We start from the raw sequence: 16,964 nt of genomic DNA, 5'->3' as shown, positions 1-16,964 counted from the left end.
GATGAGCAGGCGAGTTCTTGTCCTTGCCCACACTGGCCGCGAGGAATCACTGAAGGCCGCCTGGGAAGCCTGCGCCCAGTTGCATGACTCCGGCATTGTTCCCGTCATGCAGGAGTCTGAGCTGCGTGACATGGAAAGATTCTTCGGGCAGCTCACCCAGCCGGTAGAGATCCTGCACGACCACGTACAGTTGCCGGACGTCGAGCTGGTGATGGTGCTGGGCGGTGACGGCACGATCCTGCGCGCCGCAGAGCTGGTGCGGGAGGTGGACGTGCCGTTGCTGGGCGTCAACCTTGGCCACGTCGGCTTCCTGGCCGAAAGCGAGCGCGCGGACCTGGCCCAAACGGTGGAATGGATTGCCCGCCGCGACTACACGGTGGAAGAGCGCATGACCATCGACGTCCAGGTCTGGGTCCGCGGCCAGAAGATCTGGCACACCTGGGCCCTGAACGAGGCCGCGATCGAAAAAGGCAACCGCGAACGCATGATCGAGGTGGTGACCGAAGTGGACGAGCGTCCGCTGACCTCCTTCGGCTGCGACGGTGTGGTGGTGGCCACCCCAACGGGTTCCACGGCTTACGCGTTCTCCGCCGGCGGGCCCGTGGTCTGGCCGGAGGTCGAGGCCCTGGTGATTGTTCCCATCAGCGCCCATGCGCTCTTTGCCAAACCGCTGGTCGTGTCGCCTCGGTCCCGGCTGGCCGTGGAAGTCCTCACTCGCACCGGTGCCCAGGGCGTGCTCTGGTGCGATGGCCGGCGCTCCGTGGACCTGCCGCCCGGCGCCCGGGTTGAAGTGACCAAGTCCGCCACACCGGTCCGGCTGGCCAGGACGCACCAGACACCATTCTCAGCGCGACTGGTCCGCAAATTTGAACTCCCCATACACGGCTGGCGCGGGCCCGTGCCGCAGTCGGAGACCATCCACACCGGACCCATCCCGATCGTCCGGACGCCACGGCCCAGGCCGCCGCTCCAGCTTGCCTCAGGCGACCAGCCGGAGGACCAAACCGATCCCGCGACGGCAAAGTGAACCATGCTTGAAGAACTGAGAATCCGCGATCTGGGCGTCATCACCGACGCCACGCTGCCGCTCGGCCCCGGGCTGAGCGTCGTCACCGGCGAAACCGGTGCCGGCAAGACGATGGTGGTCACCGCCGTCGGCCTCCTCCTGGGGGCGAGGTCCGACGCCGGGGCGGTCCGGAGCGGTGCGAAGAGCGCCACGGCGGAGGCCGTCCTCAAGCTCGACGCCGGGCATCCGGCGATTGCACGGGCGGTGGAAGCGGGTGCCGACGTCGAGGAGTTCGACGGCGGCGCTGAGCTCATCCTTGCGCGTCGCCTCGGTGCCGACGGGCGCAGCCGGGCCTTCCTGGGCGGGCGGGCAGCCCCCGTGGGCGTCCTCGCGGAGATCGGTGAAACCCTCGTGGTGGTCCACGGCCAGTCGGACCAGATCAGGCTGAAGGGGGCGGCCGCCCAGCGCGGCGCCCTGGACAAATTTGCCGGCGATGCGCTGGCGGGCCCGCTGGCCTCCTACCAGGCGCTCTACAGCCATTGGAAGGCCAGCCAGGCGGAGCTGGAAACCCTGCGCAGCGCCGCTCGTGACAGGCTCCGCGAGGCCGAGTCGCTGGAGGTTGCCCTGGCCGAAATCAGCAACGTGGATCCGCAGCCGGGGGAGGACGAGTCCCTCAAGGCCGAGGCCGTGAAATTGGCCAACGTCGAAGAGCTCAGGATTGCGGCGAACACGGCGCACCAGGCGCTCATCGCGGAGGACTACGGTGACGCGGGCGACGCAACCACCCTCGTGGACGTTGCGAAAAGAACTTTGGAGCACGTGGCCGAGCACGACGCCGAGCTGGGGTCTGCCGCCGCCCGGCTGGCCGAAGTGGGCTTTCTGCTCAACGACATCGCTACGGAGTTGGCCAGCTACCAGGCCGGCCTGGATTCAGAGGGCCCCGAACGCCTGGCCGAGATCGAGGACCGGCGGGCCGCCCTGGCTACGCTGGTCCGCAAGTACGCCCCCAGCATTGACGAAGTCCTGGTGTGGGCGGAAAATTCCCGGGTCCGCTTCGACGAGCTGCAGGACGACTCCACCAGGATCGAAGCCCTGGACGCGGACGTGGTCCGGACCGAGGCGGAGCTGCTGAAGCAGGCAGCCGCCGTGAGCAAAATCCGGGCCAAGGCTGCCAAGGACCTGTCCGGCCGGGTGAGCTCGGAGCTGAAGGCACTCGCCATGGCGGACGCCACCCTGGTAATCACCCTTGAGTCCGCCGGGCAGCTGACACCGTATGGAGCGGACGAGATCTCGTTCCTGCTCCAGCCGCACTCTGGAGCCCCGGCCCGTCCGCTGGGCAAGGGCGCCTCCGGCGGCGAGCTGTCCCGCGTGATGCTGGCCATCGAGGTGGTGCTGGCCGCGGTGGATCCGGTGCCCACGTTTGTGTTCGATGAGGTGGACGCCGGTGTCGGCGGGCGGGCCGCCGTCGAAATTGGCCGCCGGCTGGCCATGCTGGCGCAGCACGTGCAGGTCCTGGTGGTCACGCACCTGCCGCAGGTGGCAGCCTTCGCGGACCAGCACATCACCGTCACCAAGACATCCGTCAGAGGGGCCGACGGCGGCACCGCCACCGGGTTCACGTCCAGTGATGTTCGCCTCCTGGACGGCCCTGAGCGCGTGCGGGAGCTTGCCCGGATGCTGGCCGGCCAGGAGGATTCAGAATCGGCCCAGGCACACGCCCAGGAGCTGCTGGACGACGCAAAACTGCTGCCGCAGCGGGCCTGACGGCGGACACCCCTTGATCGCAGGGCGCCTCGCCCTGCACACTGGATCATTTGGGGAGACAGTTCCTGATCGGGAAAGGCTCAATTGATGATAGGCTCGAATTCCGTGGTGCAGCGATCAAATTCCCGTGTAAATTCCCGGTTCCCGGGCTCGTCCAAGACGACCAAACACATCTTCGTAACCGGTGGTGTGGCGTCCTCGCTCGGTAAGGGACTGACGGCTTCAAGCCTCGGTCACCTCCTGCGGGCACGCGGCCTGTCTGTAACTATGCAGAAGCTCGATCCCTATCTGAACGTGGATCCGGGCACGATGAACCCCTTCCAGCACGGCGAGGTCTTCGTCACTGACGACGGCGCCGAGACTGACCTGGACATCGGACACTACGAGCGGTTCCTCGACGAAAACCTCGAGGGCTCAGCCAACGTGACCACCGGCCAGGTCTACTCCACCGTGATCGCCAAGGAACGCCGCGGCGAATACCTCGGGGACACCGTCCAGGTCATCCCGCACATTACCGATGAGATCAAGCGGCGTATGCGGCTTCCGGCCGAAGGCAAAAACGCGCCGGACGTCATCATCACCGAAATCGGCGGCACCGTGGGCGACATCGAGTCGCAGCCCTTTCTTGAGTCGGCCCGCCAGGTCCGCCAGGACATCGGCCGCGGCAACGTCTTTTTCGTCCACGTCTCGCTGGTGCCCTACATCGGACCCTCGCAGGAACTGAAGACCAAACCGACGCAGCACTCCGTGGCAGCCCTGCGCTCCATCGGCATCCAGCCCGAGGCAATCGTGATCCGCTCGGACCGCGAAGTCCCCGCACCCATGCGCGCCAAGATCGGCCGCATGTGCGACGTCGATATCGAAGCCGTCATCGGGTGCCCGGATGCGCCCAGCATCTACGACATCCCCAAGACCCTGCACACCCAGGGACTGGATTCCTACATCGTCCGCGCCCTGGACCTGCCGTTCAAGGACGTTGACTGGACCAGCTGGGACAAGCTGCTCGAAGCAGTCCACAACCCCAAGCACCACGTGGAAATCGCGCTGGTGGGCAAGTACATCGACCTTCCGGATGCTTACCTGTCCGTGACCGAGGCCCTGCGCGCCGGCGGCTTCGCCAACGACACCAAGGTCAAGATCCGCTGGGTACCGTCTGATGAATGCGAAACCCATGAAGGCGCCGTGGCGTCCCTGGACGGCGTGGACGCCATCTGCGTTCCCGGTGGCTTCGGCATCCGCGGCCTCGAAGGCAAGCTGGGCGCCCTGAAGTACGCCCGCGAAACCAGGCTGCCAGTCCTGGGCCTGTGCCTGGGCCTGCAGTGCATGGTGATCGAATATGCGCGCAACGTGGTGGGCCTCGAGGGCGCTTCCTCGTCCGAGTTCGAGCCGGATTCCAAATACCCGGTGATTGCCACCATGGAAGAGCAGCTGGACATCGTGGACGGCAAGGGCGATCTTGGCGGCACCATGCGTCTTGGCTTGTACGAGGCAAAGCTCGACGACGGCTCGGTCATCGCAGAGACCTACGGCAAGACCACCGTCAGCGAACGCCACCGGCACCGCTACGAGGTCAACAACAAGTACCGCGACCAGATCGCTGCCGAGGGCCTCGTGTTCTCCGGAACGTCACCGGACGGCAAGCTCGTGGAATTTGTTGAGCTGCCCCGCGAGGTCCACCCGTTCTACGTGGCAACCCAGGCGCACCCCGAACTGAGCTCTCGGCCCACGCGGCCGCACCCGCTCTTCGCCGGGCTCATCAAGGCCGCACTGGACCACCAGAACGCACAGGATGCGCCGGCGGCCAAGCCGTCGCGCACCGCCGCCGCAAAATAGAAACGAATAAGTAGAGGACGGCGCGATGCCCGGCACACCTGAAACCCCCCAAGCTGCACGGCAGGTTTCGGATGCACCGAGCCCGCGCCGTCTTCTGTCTACGGAGAAGGTCTATGAAGGCCGCATCTGGGATGTGGTCAGCGACAGCTTCCAGCTGAGCGAGACAGGGGAGTCCCTGACCCGCGACTACATCGACCACCCCGGCGCCGTGGCAGTTCTGCCGATGAACGACGCCGGCGAGGTTCTGCTGATCAGGCAGTACCGGCACCCCGTAGGCATGGACCTTTGGGAAATCCCTGCCGGCCTCCTGGACGTGGAAGGCGAGGATTTTGTGGTGGGGGCTGCCCGCGAGCTCGCCGAGGAGGCGGACCTCGGGGCCGGCGAGTGGAACGTCCTGGTGGACTTCTTCAATTCGCCGGGCTCCTCCAGCGAGGCCATCCGCATCTACCTCGCCCGGGACCTCACGGAGGTGCCTCACCACGAACGCCACGAGCGGACTGATGAGGAAGCGGAAATTGAATTCCATTGGATCGCTTTGGACGACGCCGTGGCCGCGGTCCTCGAGGGCAGGCTGCACAACCCGTCCGCCGTCGTCGGAATCCTGGCCGCGGCCGCGGCGAAGGCTGAGGGCTTTGCCGGACTGCGTCCCGCGGATGCACCCTGGCCTGCGCACCCCAGCCAGCGTTGATGACAGCGAGTACTGAGGCAGAAGCCCCGACGCCGCCCGTGCGGCCACAGACGGCCATCGATCGCGCCATCACCGAGTATCTGCAGCATATGGGGGTGGAACGCGGCCTGGCCGCGAATACACTCTCCGCCTACCGCCGTGACCTGGCGCGGTACTCCCGCTACGTGACCTCGGAGGGCTGCCTCGGCCCTGGCCAGATCACCCGCCATCACGTGACGGGGTTCGTTATGGCCCTCAACGACGGATCCGACGGCGGCACATCCCTGGGCGTGAGGTCTGCTGCCAGGACTGTGGTGGCTGTCCGGGGACTGCACAAGTTCTGGGCTCTGGAGGGGATCACGACGACGGACCCCGCCAGCGACGTCCACCCGCCGATACCGGGCAAGAGACTGCCCAAAGCCATCAGCGTGGACGAAGTCACCCGGATCCTTGAAGCCGCGGGCACGGACACCGCCACAGGACTCCGGGACCGCGCCCTGCTCGAATTTCTCTACTCCACCGGGGCGAGGATCAGCGAGGCCGTGGGCCTGGACGTTGACGACATTGCCTTACAGGAGGCCGAGTCGGGGCCTGCCGTGGTCCGCCTGTTCGGCAAGGGATCCAAGGAACGGCTGGTGCCGCTGGGATCCTATGGGGCGCGGGCTGTGGACGCGTACCTGGTGCGCGGCCGCCCGCTGCTGGCGGCGAAGGGTGCCGGAACGCCCGCCCTGTTCCTGAACGCCCGGGGCGGCCGGATAAGCCGGCAAAGCGCCTGGACCATCCTGAAGGCGGCTGCCGACAGGGCCAACATCACGAAGGACGTTTCCCCGCACACACTGCGGCACTCCTTCGCGACGCACCTGCTCGAAGGCGGCGCGGATGTCCGCGTTGTTCAGGAGCTGCTGGGGCACGCCTCGGTCACCACAACGCAGGTCTACACCCTGGTCACCGCTGACACGCTCAGGGAAATTTACGCAGCAGCCCACCCCCGGGCGCTGGGCTGACGCTGGCGGCCAGGCTATCGCTATAGGGTTGAGGGATGACGTTCACCCCTGTCACGCTGTGCTTCCTCACCCGGGAGTCCGCCGGTGTGCCACAGGTCCTGCTTGGCCTGAAGAAGACCGGCTTCGGCCGCGGCAAAGTGGTGGGACTTGGCGGCCATGTTGAGCCGGGGGAGACGGATGAAGAGGCTGCCTGCCGCGAAGTCCACGAGGAAGCCGGCATTGTGGTCCGGCAGGAGGACCTGCGCGACGCAGGCGTGGTGACCTTCGATTTCCCGGCCCGCCCGGAGTGGAACATGAGTTCACGGCTCTTCGTCGCAGCCCGATGGACCGGGCAGCCAGCCGAAAGTGCCGAGATCCGGCCGGAATGGTTCGATGTCGGCGCCTTGCCCGTGGACCGGATGTGGCAGGACGCAGCGCACTGGCTTCCGCTGGCGCTTGGCGGGTCCGTGTTGCGCCTGACAGTGGTCCTGAACGATGACAACGAGACCGTCCACGAAGTGCTGGACTACTCGAGCCGCTGAAGCCTGAAACGGCTTAGTACTACAGTTGCGGTTATTTTCTGACGTATCGGCGTTACAAGCACGCTCCCGCGAGCGGGGTTACGTCCCGTGGGGTGGTGTAGTTCTCCGCAGTTGCGCGTTGCCCGGGCAAGGTAGTGAGCCATCGTGCGATGGTCAGTGAGTACCGATCAAAGTCACTCACAGAAAGACACAAACACACGATGGCTCTAGACTAGCAACCCTAACGTCGGATATTTCGCTTTTTCACAGGACGCCCTCTAGTCTTGCAACCCTGATCGTGGTCGATATCTCGGAGTGTTCTCTTTGTTCTATCCGGAGAACTTTGAACCGTCCCGGGTTTGATGCCGCTATCTTCTGTGAGAAAGATAGTGATCATGCCCAAGCAGTTCCCTCCCGAAGTCCGTGACCGTGCAGTGCGCATGACGATGGACCGGTTGTCCGAATATCTGTCTGTTTATGCTGCCTGCAAGGCACTGGCCCCGAAGCTCGGAGTCGGCCCTGAATCGCTGCGCCGCTGGGTTGTCCAAGCCCAAGTAGATGCCGGTGAGAAGACCGGTTCGAGCAGTGACGAGGTGGAGGAAAGCAGGCGGCTTCGAGCTGAGGTGCGGGACTTGAAGGAGTCCAACGAGATCCTGAAACAGGCCTCGATTTTCTTCGCGAGGGAGCTCGACCCTCGCCGCCGCTGATCTGTCGATTCATCGACGAAATGCGGGCTGAAGGTTATGCGGTCGAGCCGATCTGCGGCGTCCTGCGGGAGCAGGGCGTGCAGGTCGCCGATGCGAAGGGTCGCCCCCGGCCCGAGATCATCTACGGACGGCGGAAGATGACGCACTGGCTGCGTCGTAACGGCTTCCCGGAAGCCTCGAAACACACCGCGGACCGGCTCATGCGCGAAGAGGGCATGAACGGCCTCGTGAGAGGCCGTAAGACCCGCACCACAATCCGTGGCGAGGACGGCCGCCGCGCCGGCGACCTGCTCAGCAGGAACTTCACAGCCCCCGCCCCGAACTAGATTTGGGTGACCGATTTCACGTACGTGCCGGTCTACTCCGGATTCGTCTACGTCGCCTTGGTCATCGACCTGCACTCCCGGGCGTTCGTCGGCTGGCAGACCTCAACGGTCAAGGACACGGCGTTCGTCGAACACTACCTTCGTATGGCCCTATGGAGGCGCCAACACACTGACCGCCCGGTACCGGCAGGACTGATCCACCACTCCGATTATGCCGAGGAAATCGTTAAGGGGCCCGTCTGGCGGAGCTCCTGTGCTGTCCCAAGAGCAGGGGCAGCTTGAGCAGATCAAGTACCTGGCGGGTATGAGCCGGCCGCCTAATCAGCCGAGCAACGGCCCGGCCGCGACGCCGCCGGGCGCTGAGAGTGCCAAGGCTGCAGAGAAGTCCAAGGACAAGGGACGGGGCCGAATAACTGTCGGCGTGGCCTCGGCCAGCGTGAAACTCAGTATCAATTGACATGAAACTTAGTTTCAGTGTAGAACGGTGGCATGGTTCCTGACAATGTCGTTGAAACTGCCTCGCTCGCGGGGGCTGGCCCAGCTGCCTCCAAAGCGCCCGGAAAATCGGCCAGTGCATATGCCGCGGCCCTACTGGCCATTGAACGGCACCGTCCGCCGGGCGCTCCCGGAGCTGATCCGCGCCCTGTCCGCAGCGTCGGGGTGATCGGAGCCGGGCTCATGGCCAGCCAGCTCGCCCTGGTCTTTGCCAAGCAACTTGGAGTTCCGGTCCTGATCACCGATCTGTCCCAGGCAAAGGTGGATGGCGCGCTTGCATGGGTCGCCGCACACCTGGACAAGCTGGTGCGCCGCGGTCAGCTCAGCCAAACGGCGGCGCGGGAGCTTGGCGATCTTGTCCGCGGAACGGTGGATAAGAACGAGTACCGGAACTGTGACGTGGTCATTGAGGCGGTGTTCGAGGAGTTGAGCGTCAAACGCGCCGTCCTCGCGGATATCGAGCCCCTGCTGCGCGCCGATGCTCTGCTGCTGACGAACACCTCGTCCCTGTGCGTGACGGCGATGGGCCGCGGCCTGGCCCATCCGGAACGCCTGGTGGGACTGCATTTCTTCAATCCTGTGGCTGTGCTGCCGCTCGTGGAAATCATCAGGACTGAAAACAACGACGACGCCAGCGTCGCCACCGCCTGTTCGCTCGCCCGGCTGCTGGGCAAAACTGCGGTCCTGGTTACGGACACGCCGGGCTTTGTGGTGAACCGGATCCTGACCCGGCTGTTCTGTGAACTGCTCCAGGTCATTGATGACGGGGCGGATATCGAACTGGCGGACCACGCCTTGGACCCGCTGGGGCTGCCCATGACTCCGTTGACCCTGCTGGGTTTCATCGGACCCGCGGTCCAGCTGCATATCTGCGAGACCATGCACGCCGCCTACCCTGACCGTTTTTATGTCAGCACAAGCCTGGCAGCCATTGCGGATGCCCGGCTGCGCGGCTATCTGGACAAGCCCGGCACCGTGCTTCCCGAGGCGGCCGCCCTGCTGCCGGCTGCCGACGCCGGCAATCCGCCGGTGCCTGACACAGACGCCATCCAGGCACGGATCCTTGATGCCCTGGCCGAGGAGGTGGGCCTGATGCTGGCCGAAAAGGTGGTGGCCGGTCCGGCGGAAGTGGATCTGTGCATGCTTCTCGGCGCCAACTTCCCGCAGCATCAGGGGGGCCTCACACCGCTGCTTGACCTCAGCGGCGCCTCCCGGCGCGTGTGGGGAACGGAATTCCACCCCGGCTCCGGATTTGCCGAATAGATAAGGGCGCGCGGGCCGCCCGAACAAACTCCGCTTCAAACCACGCCATTCCTCAATTCCTCCCCCCAAAAAGGATGCAAACCATGCCCGACTATGACGTCGCCGAACCGCTGGACACGGACTACTACTCCGTCTTCGCGAACATTCCCGCACCCGACCGCGACGTGTGGAGGCGCGCCAGGGCTTTCACCGGGGAGGCCCTGCCGCAGATGAACGACTACTGGGAACGCGCCGAATTCCCCGCCCACCTGGCCAAGCGGATGGGCAGCATGAACCTGCTGGCCGATGGCATTGACGTGCAGGGTCTGGAGCCGATGTCCCCGCTGGCCGCCGGGCTGGTCAACATGGAGATCTCCCGCGGGGATGGTTCGCTGGGTACGGTGATCGCTGTCCAGGGCGGGCTGGTAATGCGCTCGATTGCCCTTTTTGGTTCCGAAGCCCAGCGCGGGACGTGGCTTGGTCCGCTGGCCCGCGGCGAAAAGCTCGGCGCCTTCGCCCTGACGGAACCCGACCACGGCTCGGATTCCGTGGCACTGGAAACCACCGCCACGCTCGACGGGGAGGAATACGTCCTCAACGGCGAGAAGAAGTGGATCGGCAACGGCTCCGTCGGGGATGTCACCGTGGTCTGGGCACGCGATGACGCCGGCGATGTCCGCGGCTTCCTGGCGGAGCAGGACCGGGAGGGTTACGAGGCAGAGACCATCACCGGAAAGGCCTCGCTGCGCGCAATACACCAGGCCCGGATCAGGCTCAACAACGTCCGCATCCCAAAGGCTAATCTGCTCCCCGGTGCGCGCACTTTCAAGGACACGTCCGAGGTCCTGGTTGCCACTCGCCTGGGTGTGGCCTGGTCCGCCCTCGGCCACGCCACCGCCGTCTACGAAGCCGCGCTGAACTACGCCACGCAGCGGACACAGTTCGGCAAGCCACTGGCAAAGTTCCAGCTGGTCCAGGAGCGTCTGGCGTACATGCTCTCGGAGCTGACCAGCATGCAGCTGCATTGTTTCCACCTGGCGGGTCTTGATGCGGCCGGCCAGATGCGCCCCACCCAGGCCTCGATGGCGAAGTACCACAACACCCGCAAGGCCCGCGAGCTGGCATCCATTGCCCGCGACATGTTGGGCGGCAACGGCATCCTGCTGGAAAACCACGTGATCCGGCACCTGCTGGACATCGAATCCATCCATACGTATGAAGGCACGCAAAGCATTCAAACCCTATTGATAGGCCGCGATGTCACCGGACAAAGCGCCTTCGCCTAAGGATTCGCCATGACCACATTTGAGCTTCCCAATGAAACTCCGCTGAGCCCCCTGCGGTTCCTCCAGCGCTCCGCCGAGGTCTTCGGGCAGAAGACGGCGATCATCCACGGCGACCGCTCCTACACCTACCGGGACTTCGCTGCCGAAGCCCAGCGGCTGGCCAAGGCGATCAAGAGCCGGATCCAGCCCGGTGATCGCGTGGCCTTCCTGTGTCCCAATGTGCCGGAACTGCTGATTGCCCACTTCGCCGTCCCCCTGGCCGGGGGCGTCCTGGTGGCCCTGAACTCGCGGATGACCGCCCGGGAGCTCCAGTACATCCTGGAGCATTCCGAAGCCAGGCTGCTGTTTGCCGATTCGGAACTGCTGGGCACCGTTGCGGGACTGGACCTGGGTCTGACGCACCTCGCTGCGTTGATCGAAGTGCCTGACAGCACCATCAGCTATCCGGAGGTCCCCGCGGGCATTTGCGCGACGCAGTATGCGGATTTCCTCGCTGCGCCGGGCGGCCAGGACGCAGATCTTCCGTGGGGCATCCAGGACGAACGCGCACCGATTACCCTGAACTACACCTCCGGCACCACCGGCAAGCCCAAGGGCGTGCTGTATTCGCACCGCGGGGCCTACCTGAACTCGCTCGGAGAAACCTTCCACAATCACTTCACCGGCGACACTCGCTACCTCTGGACGCTTCCGATGTTCCACTGCAACGGCTGGTGCACCACGTGGGCCGTGACAGCGGTGGCGGGCGTCCACATCTGCCTTCGGGCGGTGCGCGCGGACACAGTTTGGGACGCCATCGACACTCTCGGCGTCACCAATCTCTGCGGCGCCCCCACAGTGTGCAGCATCATTGCCGGCGCGCCCCAGGCCCACGAACTGAAGGTGCCGCTGCGGATCACGACGGCGGGCGCGCCGCCGTCGCCCGCGATCATCACCTCCTTGGAGTCGATCGGGATCAGCGTGGTCCACGTTTATGGGCTGACCGAGGTGTACGGTCCGTACACCATCTGTGAGCACCAGGCCGAGTGGGATGATCTGTCCGCCCAGGACAGGGCCGTGAAGATCTCCCGGCAGGGGGTCGGGATGCTGCAGGCCGAGACGGCGCGCATCGTGGACCTGGACATGCGCGATGTCCCGGCCGACGGCGCAACGATGGGCGAAATCGTGCTGCGTGGCAACAACGTGATGCTCGGCTACTTCAAGGATCCCGAGGCCACCGCCGATGCCTTCCGCGGCGGTTGGTTCCACACCGGAGACCTCGGCGTCATGCATCCCGACGGCTACATCCAGCTCAAGGACCGGGCCAAGGACATCATCATCTCCGGCGGCGAAAACATTTCCACCATTGAGGTGGAGCAGGCCATCATCAGCCACCCTGCGGTACTGAACGTGGCGGTGATCGGCGTCCCGCACGAGAAATGGGGCGAACGGCCGGTTGCCTTTGTCATCCGCAGCAGTTCGAGCTCAGTGACGGCCGAGGAGATCCGTTCGCACGTCAAGGGCCTAATCGCCGGATTCAAGGTTCCGGACAGGATCCTCTTCGCCGACGAGCTCCCTCACAACTCCACCGGCAAGGTCCTGAAGTCGCGGCTGCGCGCCCTGGACATCAGCAGCAAGGAAGGCACCAAATGAGCAGCGAGGACATAGTCGTTGTGGGTGCGGCACGCACGCCTCAAGGAAAACTGATGGGGCAGCTGGCTTCGCTGAGCGCGGTGCAGCTGGGTGCCGCCGCCATCGCCGCGGCCCTGGAACGCTCCGGGATGGAGCCGGCGGCCGTCGATGCGGTCATCATGGGCCAGGTCCTGACGGCCGGCGCGGGCCAGAACCCGGCGCGGCAAAGCGCCGTCGCGGCAGGAATACCGCTCAGCACCCCCGCCGTCACCGTGAACAAGGTCTGCCTGTCCGGGCTGACGGCCATCATCCAGGGCGTCAGGCTGCTCAAACTGGGCGAGGCGGACGTCGTCGTCGCCGGTGGCCAGGAATCCATGAGCCAGGCGCCGCACCTGCTCGCCGGCTCGCGCGCCGGCTACTTCTACGGCGGCATCACGGCCGTGGACTCGGCCGGCCACGACGGACTCACGGATGCCTTTGACCAGGAGTTGATGGGCATTGCCACGGACCGCGCAAACGCGAACCTTCAGCTTTCCCGCGAGGCGCAGGACCAGGTCGCGGCGCTGTCCCACCAGCGGGCGGCCGAGGCCCAGGCCGAGGGGAGATTCAGCGCCGAGATTGCCCCTGTTGCGGTGCCGCAGAAGCGGGGCGCACCCGCGCTGGTAAGCCAGGACGAGGGCATCCGCCCGCAGTCCACACAGGAGGTACTGGCCGGACTGAAGCCGGCCTTCACGGCGGCGGGGACTGTCACGGCCGGAAATGCCTCGCCGCTGAACGACGGCGCTGCCGCCGTCGTGCTGGTGACCCGCGCGTACGCCGAAGCCCACGGGCTTGAGGTGCTGGCCGTCGTCGGGCCCGCCGGACAGATCGCCGGGCCGGACACGTCGCTGCCGGACAAGCCGGCGCAGGCAATCACGGCGGCCCTGGCCCGCGCCGGCTGGACGGCCGGGGAGCTTGACTTCGTGGAGATCAACGAGGCCTTCGCCTCGGTGGTGGTGCACTCCGCTGCGGCCCTGGGCCTCGGCTTGGACAAGGTCAACGTCAATGGCGGGGCCATCGCCATTGGACATCCGATCGGTGCCTCGGGCGCGCGGCTGGTGGTCTCGGCCGTCCATGAGCTGATGCGGCGCGGCGGCGGCAAATCCGCCGTCGCGCTCTGTGGCGGCGGCGGACAGGGTGACGCGCTGCTACTGTACCGGGATGGCATCAGTGGCTAATTTCCGTTCCGAGGTGGCCGAGGCCGCCCTGGATCTGTTCACCGACAATGGCTACGATGCGACCAGCGTGGAGGATATTGCCCGGGCTGCCAGAGTCTCCCGCAGTACTTTCTTCCGGCAGTTCCGTGCCAAGGAAGACGTGATCTTTGCCGACCACGAAGCCTTGCTCGATGAGCTGACCGCCTACCTGGCGGCGAGCCATCCGGATCCGTGGGAGGCTGTGTGCCAGACCGCGGCAATGGTCTTCGGGAAGTTTTCCGCACGCCGGGAGCTGGCCCAAAAGCGGTACCACGTGGTGCAGTCGGTGCCCGCGCTCCGGGACAGGGAAACGATCATGGTTTCCCGCTATGAACGGCTTTTCTCGGACTACCTCCGCCAGGCTCTCCCAGGCATATCAACGCTTGATGCAATCCGGTTCGCCGCCGCGGTCACGTCAACCCATAACTATGTGTTGCGCGAAATGATGCTGGATTCCCCCCGTGGTTCCCTCCAGAACCTGGAACACGAACTACTGGCGGTGCGCCGCATTTTCGGGGTGCTGCCGCAGGGGGACCCCGCATCCATCCCGGCCGAGGATGACCTGGTAGTTGCCGTTTTTCCCCGCTCGACACCCACCGCTGAAGTGGCGCGTCGCATCCAGGCCAAGCTCGACGGGCGCTCCGGCTAGCAGCTCCGTACAACTGCTCCATCTAAATGTTCTATCCAGCTGGGGAAGGGCGCTATGACAGGGCATAACAACGACGTTTACCGTCCGAGTGACCGCGACCTGCTGAGGCGGGCGATCAGGGAGACCGCAGCCCGGACAAGATCCGGGGTGTTCTTCGCAGGCCTCGTGAACCGCACCGAGCTCACCATCACCGAGTTCTTCGGCACCACGACACACGGCCTGAAGAACCTCAGCGTGCAGCCCGGCGAGGGGGTTGGCGGACGCGCCCTGTCCCAAGCGCGCACCATCGGGGTGGCCGATTACTTCGACTCCGACAGCATCACCCATCATCACGACGAAGCCGTGCGCATCGAGGGGCTGCGGACCATGGTGGCGCTCCCCATCCTCGTGGACAGTCGTGCCCGGTGCATCCTTTACGCAGCAACCCGCGAGCGCACCTCGATCGGCGAGTACGTGGTGGATGAACTTAGCGCCGGCGCCTTGAGGATCTCGCGGGAACTGGCTATTCGCGACGAGGTGGACCACCGGGTCTCGATTCTCCGGGTGGTCCACAGCCTGGCCGCGGAGCCACGGGACCGTGACCTCCTTGAGATCGTCCGGCTTGCGCATGCCGAACTCCTCTCCGTTGCCCGCATCACGGATGATCCCGAGCTCGCCCAGCGCATCCTCGCCGTGACCGCACGGCTCGAGGGCTCCGACGCCGCACCGGCCGGCGCCCCACGCCTCACCCGACGGGAGACGGATGTGCTCGCCCAAGTGGCGCTCGGCTGTTCCTATGCCGAAGCCGGCAAGCGGCTGTCGCTCAAGGCAGTCACGGTGAAGAGCTACATGCAGTCGATCATGACGAAACTGGACGTTCACGGCCGCACGGAGGCCGTAGTGGCCGCGCGCGGGTTCCGCCTTTTGCCCTGATCGGTCGCGTGAAAGCACCTCCATCGGGAGGTGGTGGCGAACGCACGGCGCTGACACGATGACATCTCCGCGTCGAAACAACATCGTCTCGACGACCGATGTCAAAGGAGATATCGCATGCTCGAAAGCCTCGCACCGGTTGCGACCCGTTCCGGTCCACGCCGCACCTCAATGGCCCGGGTCGCCGTCGCCAGCTCGATGGGCAGCATCATCGAGTTCTATGACTTCCTCATCTACGGCACGGCAGCGGCCCTCGTCTTCCCCCAGGTGTTCTTCCCGGCCCTCGGCCCGGCGGCCGGCACTCTCGCCTCTTTCGGGACCTTTGCCGTTGCCTTCGTCTCGCGCCCCCTCGGTGCTGTCCTGTTCGGCCACTTCGGTGACAGGATGGGGCGCAAGAAAACGCTCGTCAGCACACTGCTCATCATGGGCATAGCGACAGTCACTATCGGGCTACTGCCCGACGCCAGCGTGATCGGTGTCGCCGCACCGATCATCCTCGTTGTTCTCCGCTTTCTTCAGGGATTCGCCGTCGGCGGCGAATGGGCCGGCGCGGCACTGCTGGCCGCCGAGTACGCCCCGCCCAAGCAGCGGGGCCTCTTCGCGGCCTTCCCCCAACTGGGCCCGTCGATTGGCTTCGCCCTCGCGAGTGCGACCTTCCTCATCATCAATCTGTCGCTCGGCGACAAGTCGGAGGCATTCCTCACGTTCGGCTGGCGCATTCCGTTCATTGGGAGTGCTGTGCTCGTCATGGTTGGTCTCTACATCCGCCTCAAGATCGAAGAAACTCCCGTCTTCAAGGAGGCCAGCGACGAGGGCACCGTCTCGGCAGCGCCACGCAGGCTGCCCGTGTGGGAGTCAGTGCGCAACCAGCCACGCCAGATCCTTCTGGGCGGCGCGTCAACCATGATGCTCTTCGCCTTCTTCTACATCGGTACAGCCTTCCTCAGCAGCTACGGTACGAGTGCCGAGGGCCTTGGCCACAGCCGACCGACCATCCTCTCGCTGGGAATCGTCGGCGCGATGTTCTTCGCAGTCGGAACTATTGCCAGCGCAATCCTCTCCGACAAGGTCGGCCGCCGAGCCGTAATCGTCGGCTCTTGCGTCGTGGCGATACCCTGGTCGCTCTTGCTCTTCCCGATCCTCGACATCGGCACGACCTGGTCGTTTGCCATCGGACTGTCGGGCACGCTGCTCATCGTCGCCGGAATCTACGGTCCGGTCGGCGCCTTCCTGCCGGAACTCTTCGCCACCCGCTACCGGTACACCGGTGCCGGAATGGCCTACAACCTCGGAGCGCTGGTCGGCGGTGGCGTCACGCCGCTTGTGGCGGCATCGCTCGGCGCCAGCCTGGGGAGCCCCGCCATCGGCCTGCTTCTTGCCGGCGTAAGCCTTGTGAGCCTGCTCGCCACGTTCGGCCTCCCGGAGACCCGCGGCATCGACCTCGCTACCTCCGGAAGTACAGCCGCACGGTGACAGCCGGTAACCGGGCCCTCGTCGGCGTCGACGTCGACCAAGGCCCGGTAGCCGGTCACCTTCGGCTCCCCGTTACATTTTATTGAGTCCCCCGAAGGCCGGGGACTTGGTCGCTGGATCCGGACGGATCTTGGAGACGGTGGGGTTCTGCTCCGCAGGGGAAGCAAAAGACCTCCCTGGCATATACGACGTCTCGTAAAAATCGTTGCCCCGGTCCCCAGGGTCCCGTCGAAGGACCGGGCCGGTTCGGTGAG

At 65.4% G+C, this 16,964-nt stretch carries 16 protein-coding genes; all 16 read left to right on the top strand.

The window, feature by feature from the left end; genetic code table 11:
- Position 1: 1 nt before the first annotated feature.
- The 16 genes from ACQCSW_RS13760 to ACQCSW_RS13685 all read left to right on the top strand — a co-directional run bounded on the left by ACQCSW_RS13760 (position 2) and on the right by ACQCSW_RS13685 (position 16,710).
- Positions 2–1,027, top strand: coding sequence for an NAD kinase (locus tag ACQCSW_RS13760; protein ID WP_111906865.1), 1,026 nt, complete (start codon positions 2–4; stop codon positions 1,025–1,027).
- 3 nt (positions 1,028–1,030) lie between these two features.
- Positions 1,031–2,770, top strand: a complete 1,740-nt coding sequence (gene recN / locus ACQCSW_RS13755) for a DNA repair protein RecN (RefSeq protein WP_426986717.1) — start codon at positions 1,031–1,033, stop codon at positions 2,768–2,770.
- 87 nt (positions 2,771–2,857) lie between these two features.
- Positions 2,858–4,603 (top strand): CTP synthase, encoded by a 1,746-nt coding sequence (locus ACQCSW_RS13750; protein WP_426986715.1) that lies wholly within the window; start codon positions 2,858–2,860, stop codon positions 4,601–4,603.
- Between the two features lie 25 nt (positions 4,604–4,628).
- Complete coding sequence (locus ACQCSW_RS13745; protein ID WP_426986713.1) at positions 4,629–5,291, top strand: NUDIX domain-containing protein; 663 nt, start codon at positions 4,629–4,631, stop codon at positions 5,289–5,291.
- Positions 5,291–6,274: a site-specific tyrosine recombinase XerD gene (xerD, locus tag ACQCSW_RS13740; protein WP_426986711.1), complete on the top strand. Its 984-nt coding sequence runs from the start codon at positions 5,291–5,293 to the stop codon at positions 6,272–6,274. Before ACQCSW_RS13745 ends, xerD begins: the two co-directional genes overlap by 1 nt.
- 35 nt (positions 6,275–6,309) lie before the next feature.
- Entirely contained in the window at positions 6,310–6,795 is a 486-nt protein-coding gene (locus ACQCSW_RS13735) for an 8-oxo-dGTP diphosphatase (RefSeq protein ID WP_111906870.1), read from the top strand.
- 374 nt (positions 6,796–7,169) lie between these two features.
- Entirely contained in the window at positions 7,170–7,481 is a 312-nt protein-coding gene (locus ACQCSW_RS13730) for a transposase (RefSeq protein ID WP_426986709.1), read from the top strand.
- 20 nt (positions 7,482–7,501) lie between these two features.
- Positions 7,502–7,807 carry an IS3 family transposase gene (locus ACQCSW_RS13725; RefSeq protein WP_426986707.1) on the top strand — a complete coding sequence of 102 codons (306 nt, stop codon included), beginning with the start codon at positions 7,502–7,504 and terminating at the stop codon, positions 7,805–7,807.
- Positions 7,808–7,813: 6 nt separating this feature from the next.
- The gene (locus ACQCSW_RS13720) at positions 7,814–8,089 is read left to right on the top strand and encodes a DDE-type integrase/transposase/recombinase (RefSeq protein WP_426986705.1); all 276 of its coding nucleotides are present in this window, start codon (positions 7,814–7,816) and stop codon (positions 8,087–8,089) included.
- A gap of 207 nt (positions 8,090–8,296) precedes the next feature.
- Entirely contained in the window at positions 8,297–9,565 is a 1,269-nt protein-coding gene (locus tag ACQCSW_RS13715) for a 3-hydroxyacyl-CoA dehydrogenase family protein (RefSeq protein ID WP_426986703.1), read from the top strand.
- A gap of 74 nt (positions 9,566–9,639) precedes the next feature.
- Complete coding sequence (locus ACQCSW_RS13710; RefSeq protein WP_426986701.1) at positions 9,640–10,830, top strand: acyl-CoA dehydrogenase family protein; 1,191 nt, start codon at positions 9,640–9,642, stop codon at positions 10,828–10,830.
- Between the two features lie 9 nt (positions 10,831–10,839).
- Complete coding sequence (locus tag ACQCSW_RS13705) at positions 10,840–12,462, top strand: AMP-binding protein (RefSeq protein WP_426986699.1); 1,623 nt, start codon at positions 10,840–10,842, stop codon at positions 12,460–12,462.
- The gene (locus tag ACQCSW_RS13700) at positions 12,459–13,658 is read left to right on the top strand and encodes an acetyl-CoA C-acetyltransferase (RefSeq protein WP_426986697.1); all 1,200 of its coding nucleotides are present in this window, start codon (positions 12,459–12,461) and stop codon (positions 13,656–13,658) included. Before ACQCSW_RS13705 ends, ACQCSW_RS13700 begins: the two co-directional genes overlap by 4 nt.
- Positions 13,642–14,325: a TetR/AcrR family transcriptional regulator gene (locus ACQCSW_RS13695; protein ID WP_426986695.1), complete on the top strand. Its 684-nt coding sequence runs from the start codon at positions 13,642–13,644 to the stop codon at positions 14,323–14,325. Before ACQCSW_RS13700 ends, ACQCSW_RS13695 begins: the two co-directional genes overlap by 17 nt.
- A gap of 54 nt (positions 14,326–14,379) precedes the next feature.
- The gene (locus tag ACQCSW_RS13690) at positions 14,380–15,237 is read left to right on the top strand and encodes a response regulator transcription factor (protein ID WP_426986693.1); all 858 of its coding nucleotides are present in this window, start codon (positions 14,380–14,382) and stop codon (positions 15,235–15,237) included.
- A 117-nt stretch (positions 15,238–15,354) separates the two neighbouring features.
- Entirely contained in the window at positions 15,355–16,710 is a 1,356-nt protein-coding gene (locus ACQCSW_RS13685) for an MFS transporter (protein WP_426986691.1), read from the top strand.
- Positions 16,711–16,964: the final 254 nt, after the last annotated feature.

Origin of the sequence: Pseudarthrobacter sp. Y6 (genome assembly GCF_050156205.1) — a bacterium.
Taxonomy (GTDB): Bacteria; Actinomycetota; Actinomycetes; order Actinomycetales; family Micrococcaceae; genus Arthrobacter.
Note: the sequence above shows the minus strand (reverse complement) of the source record. Positions and strands in the feature narration are given on the sequence as shown.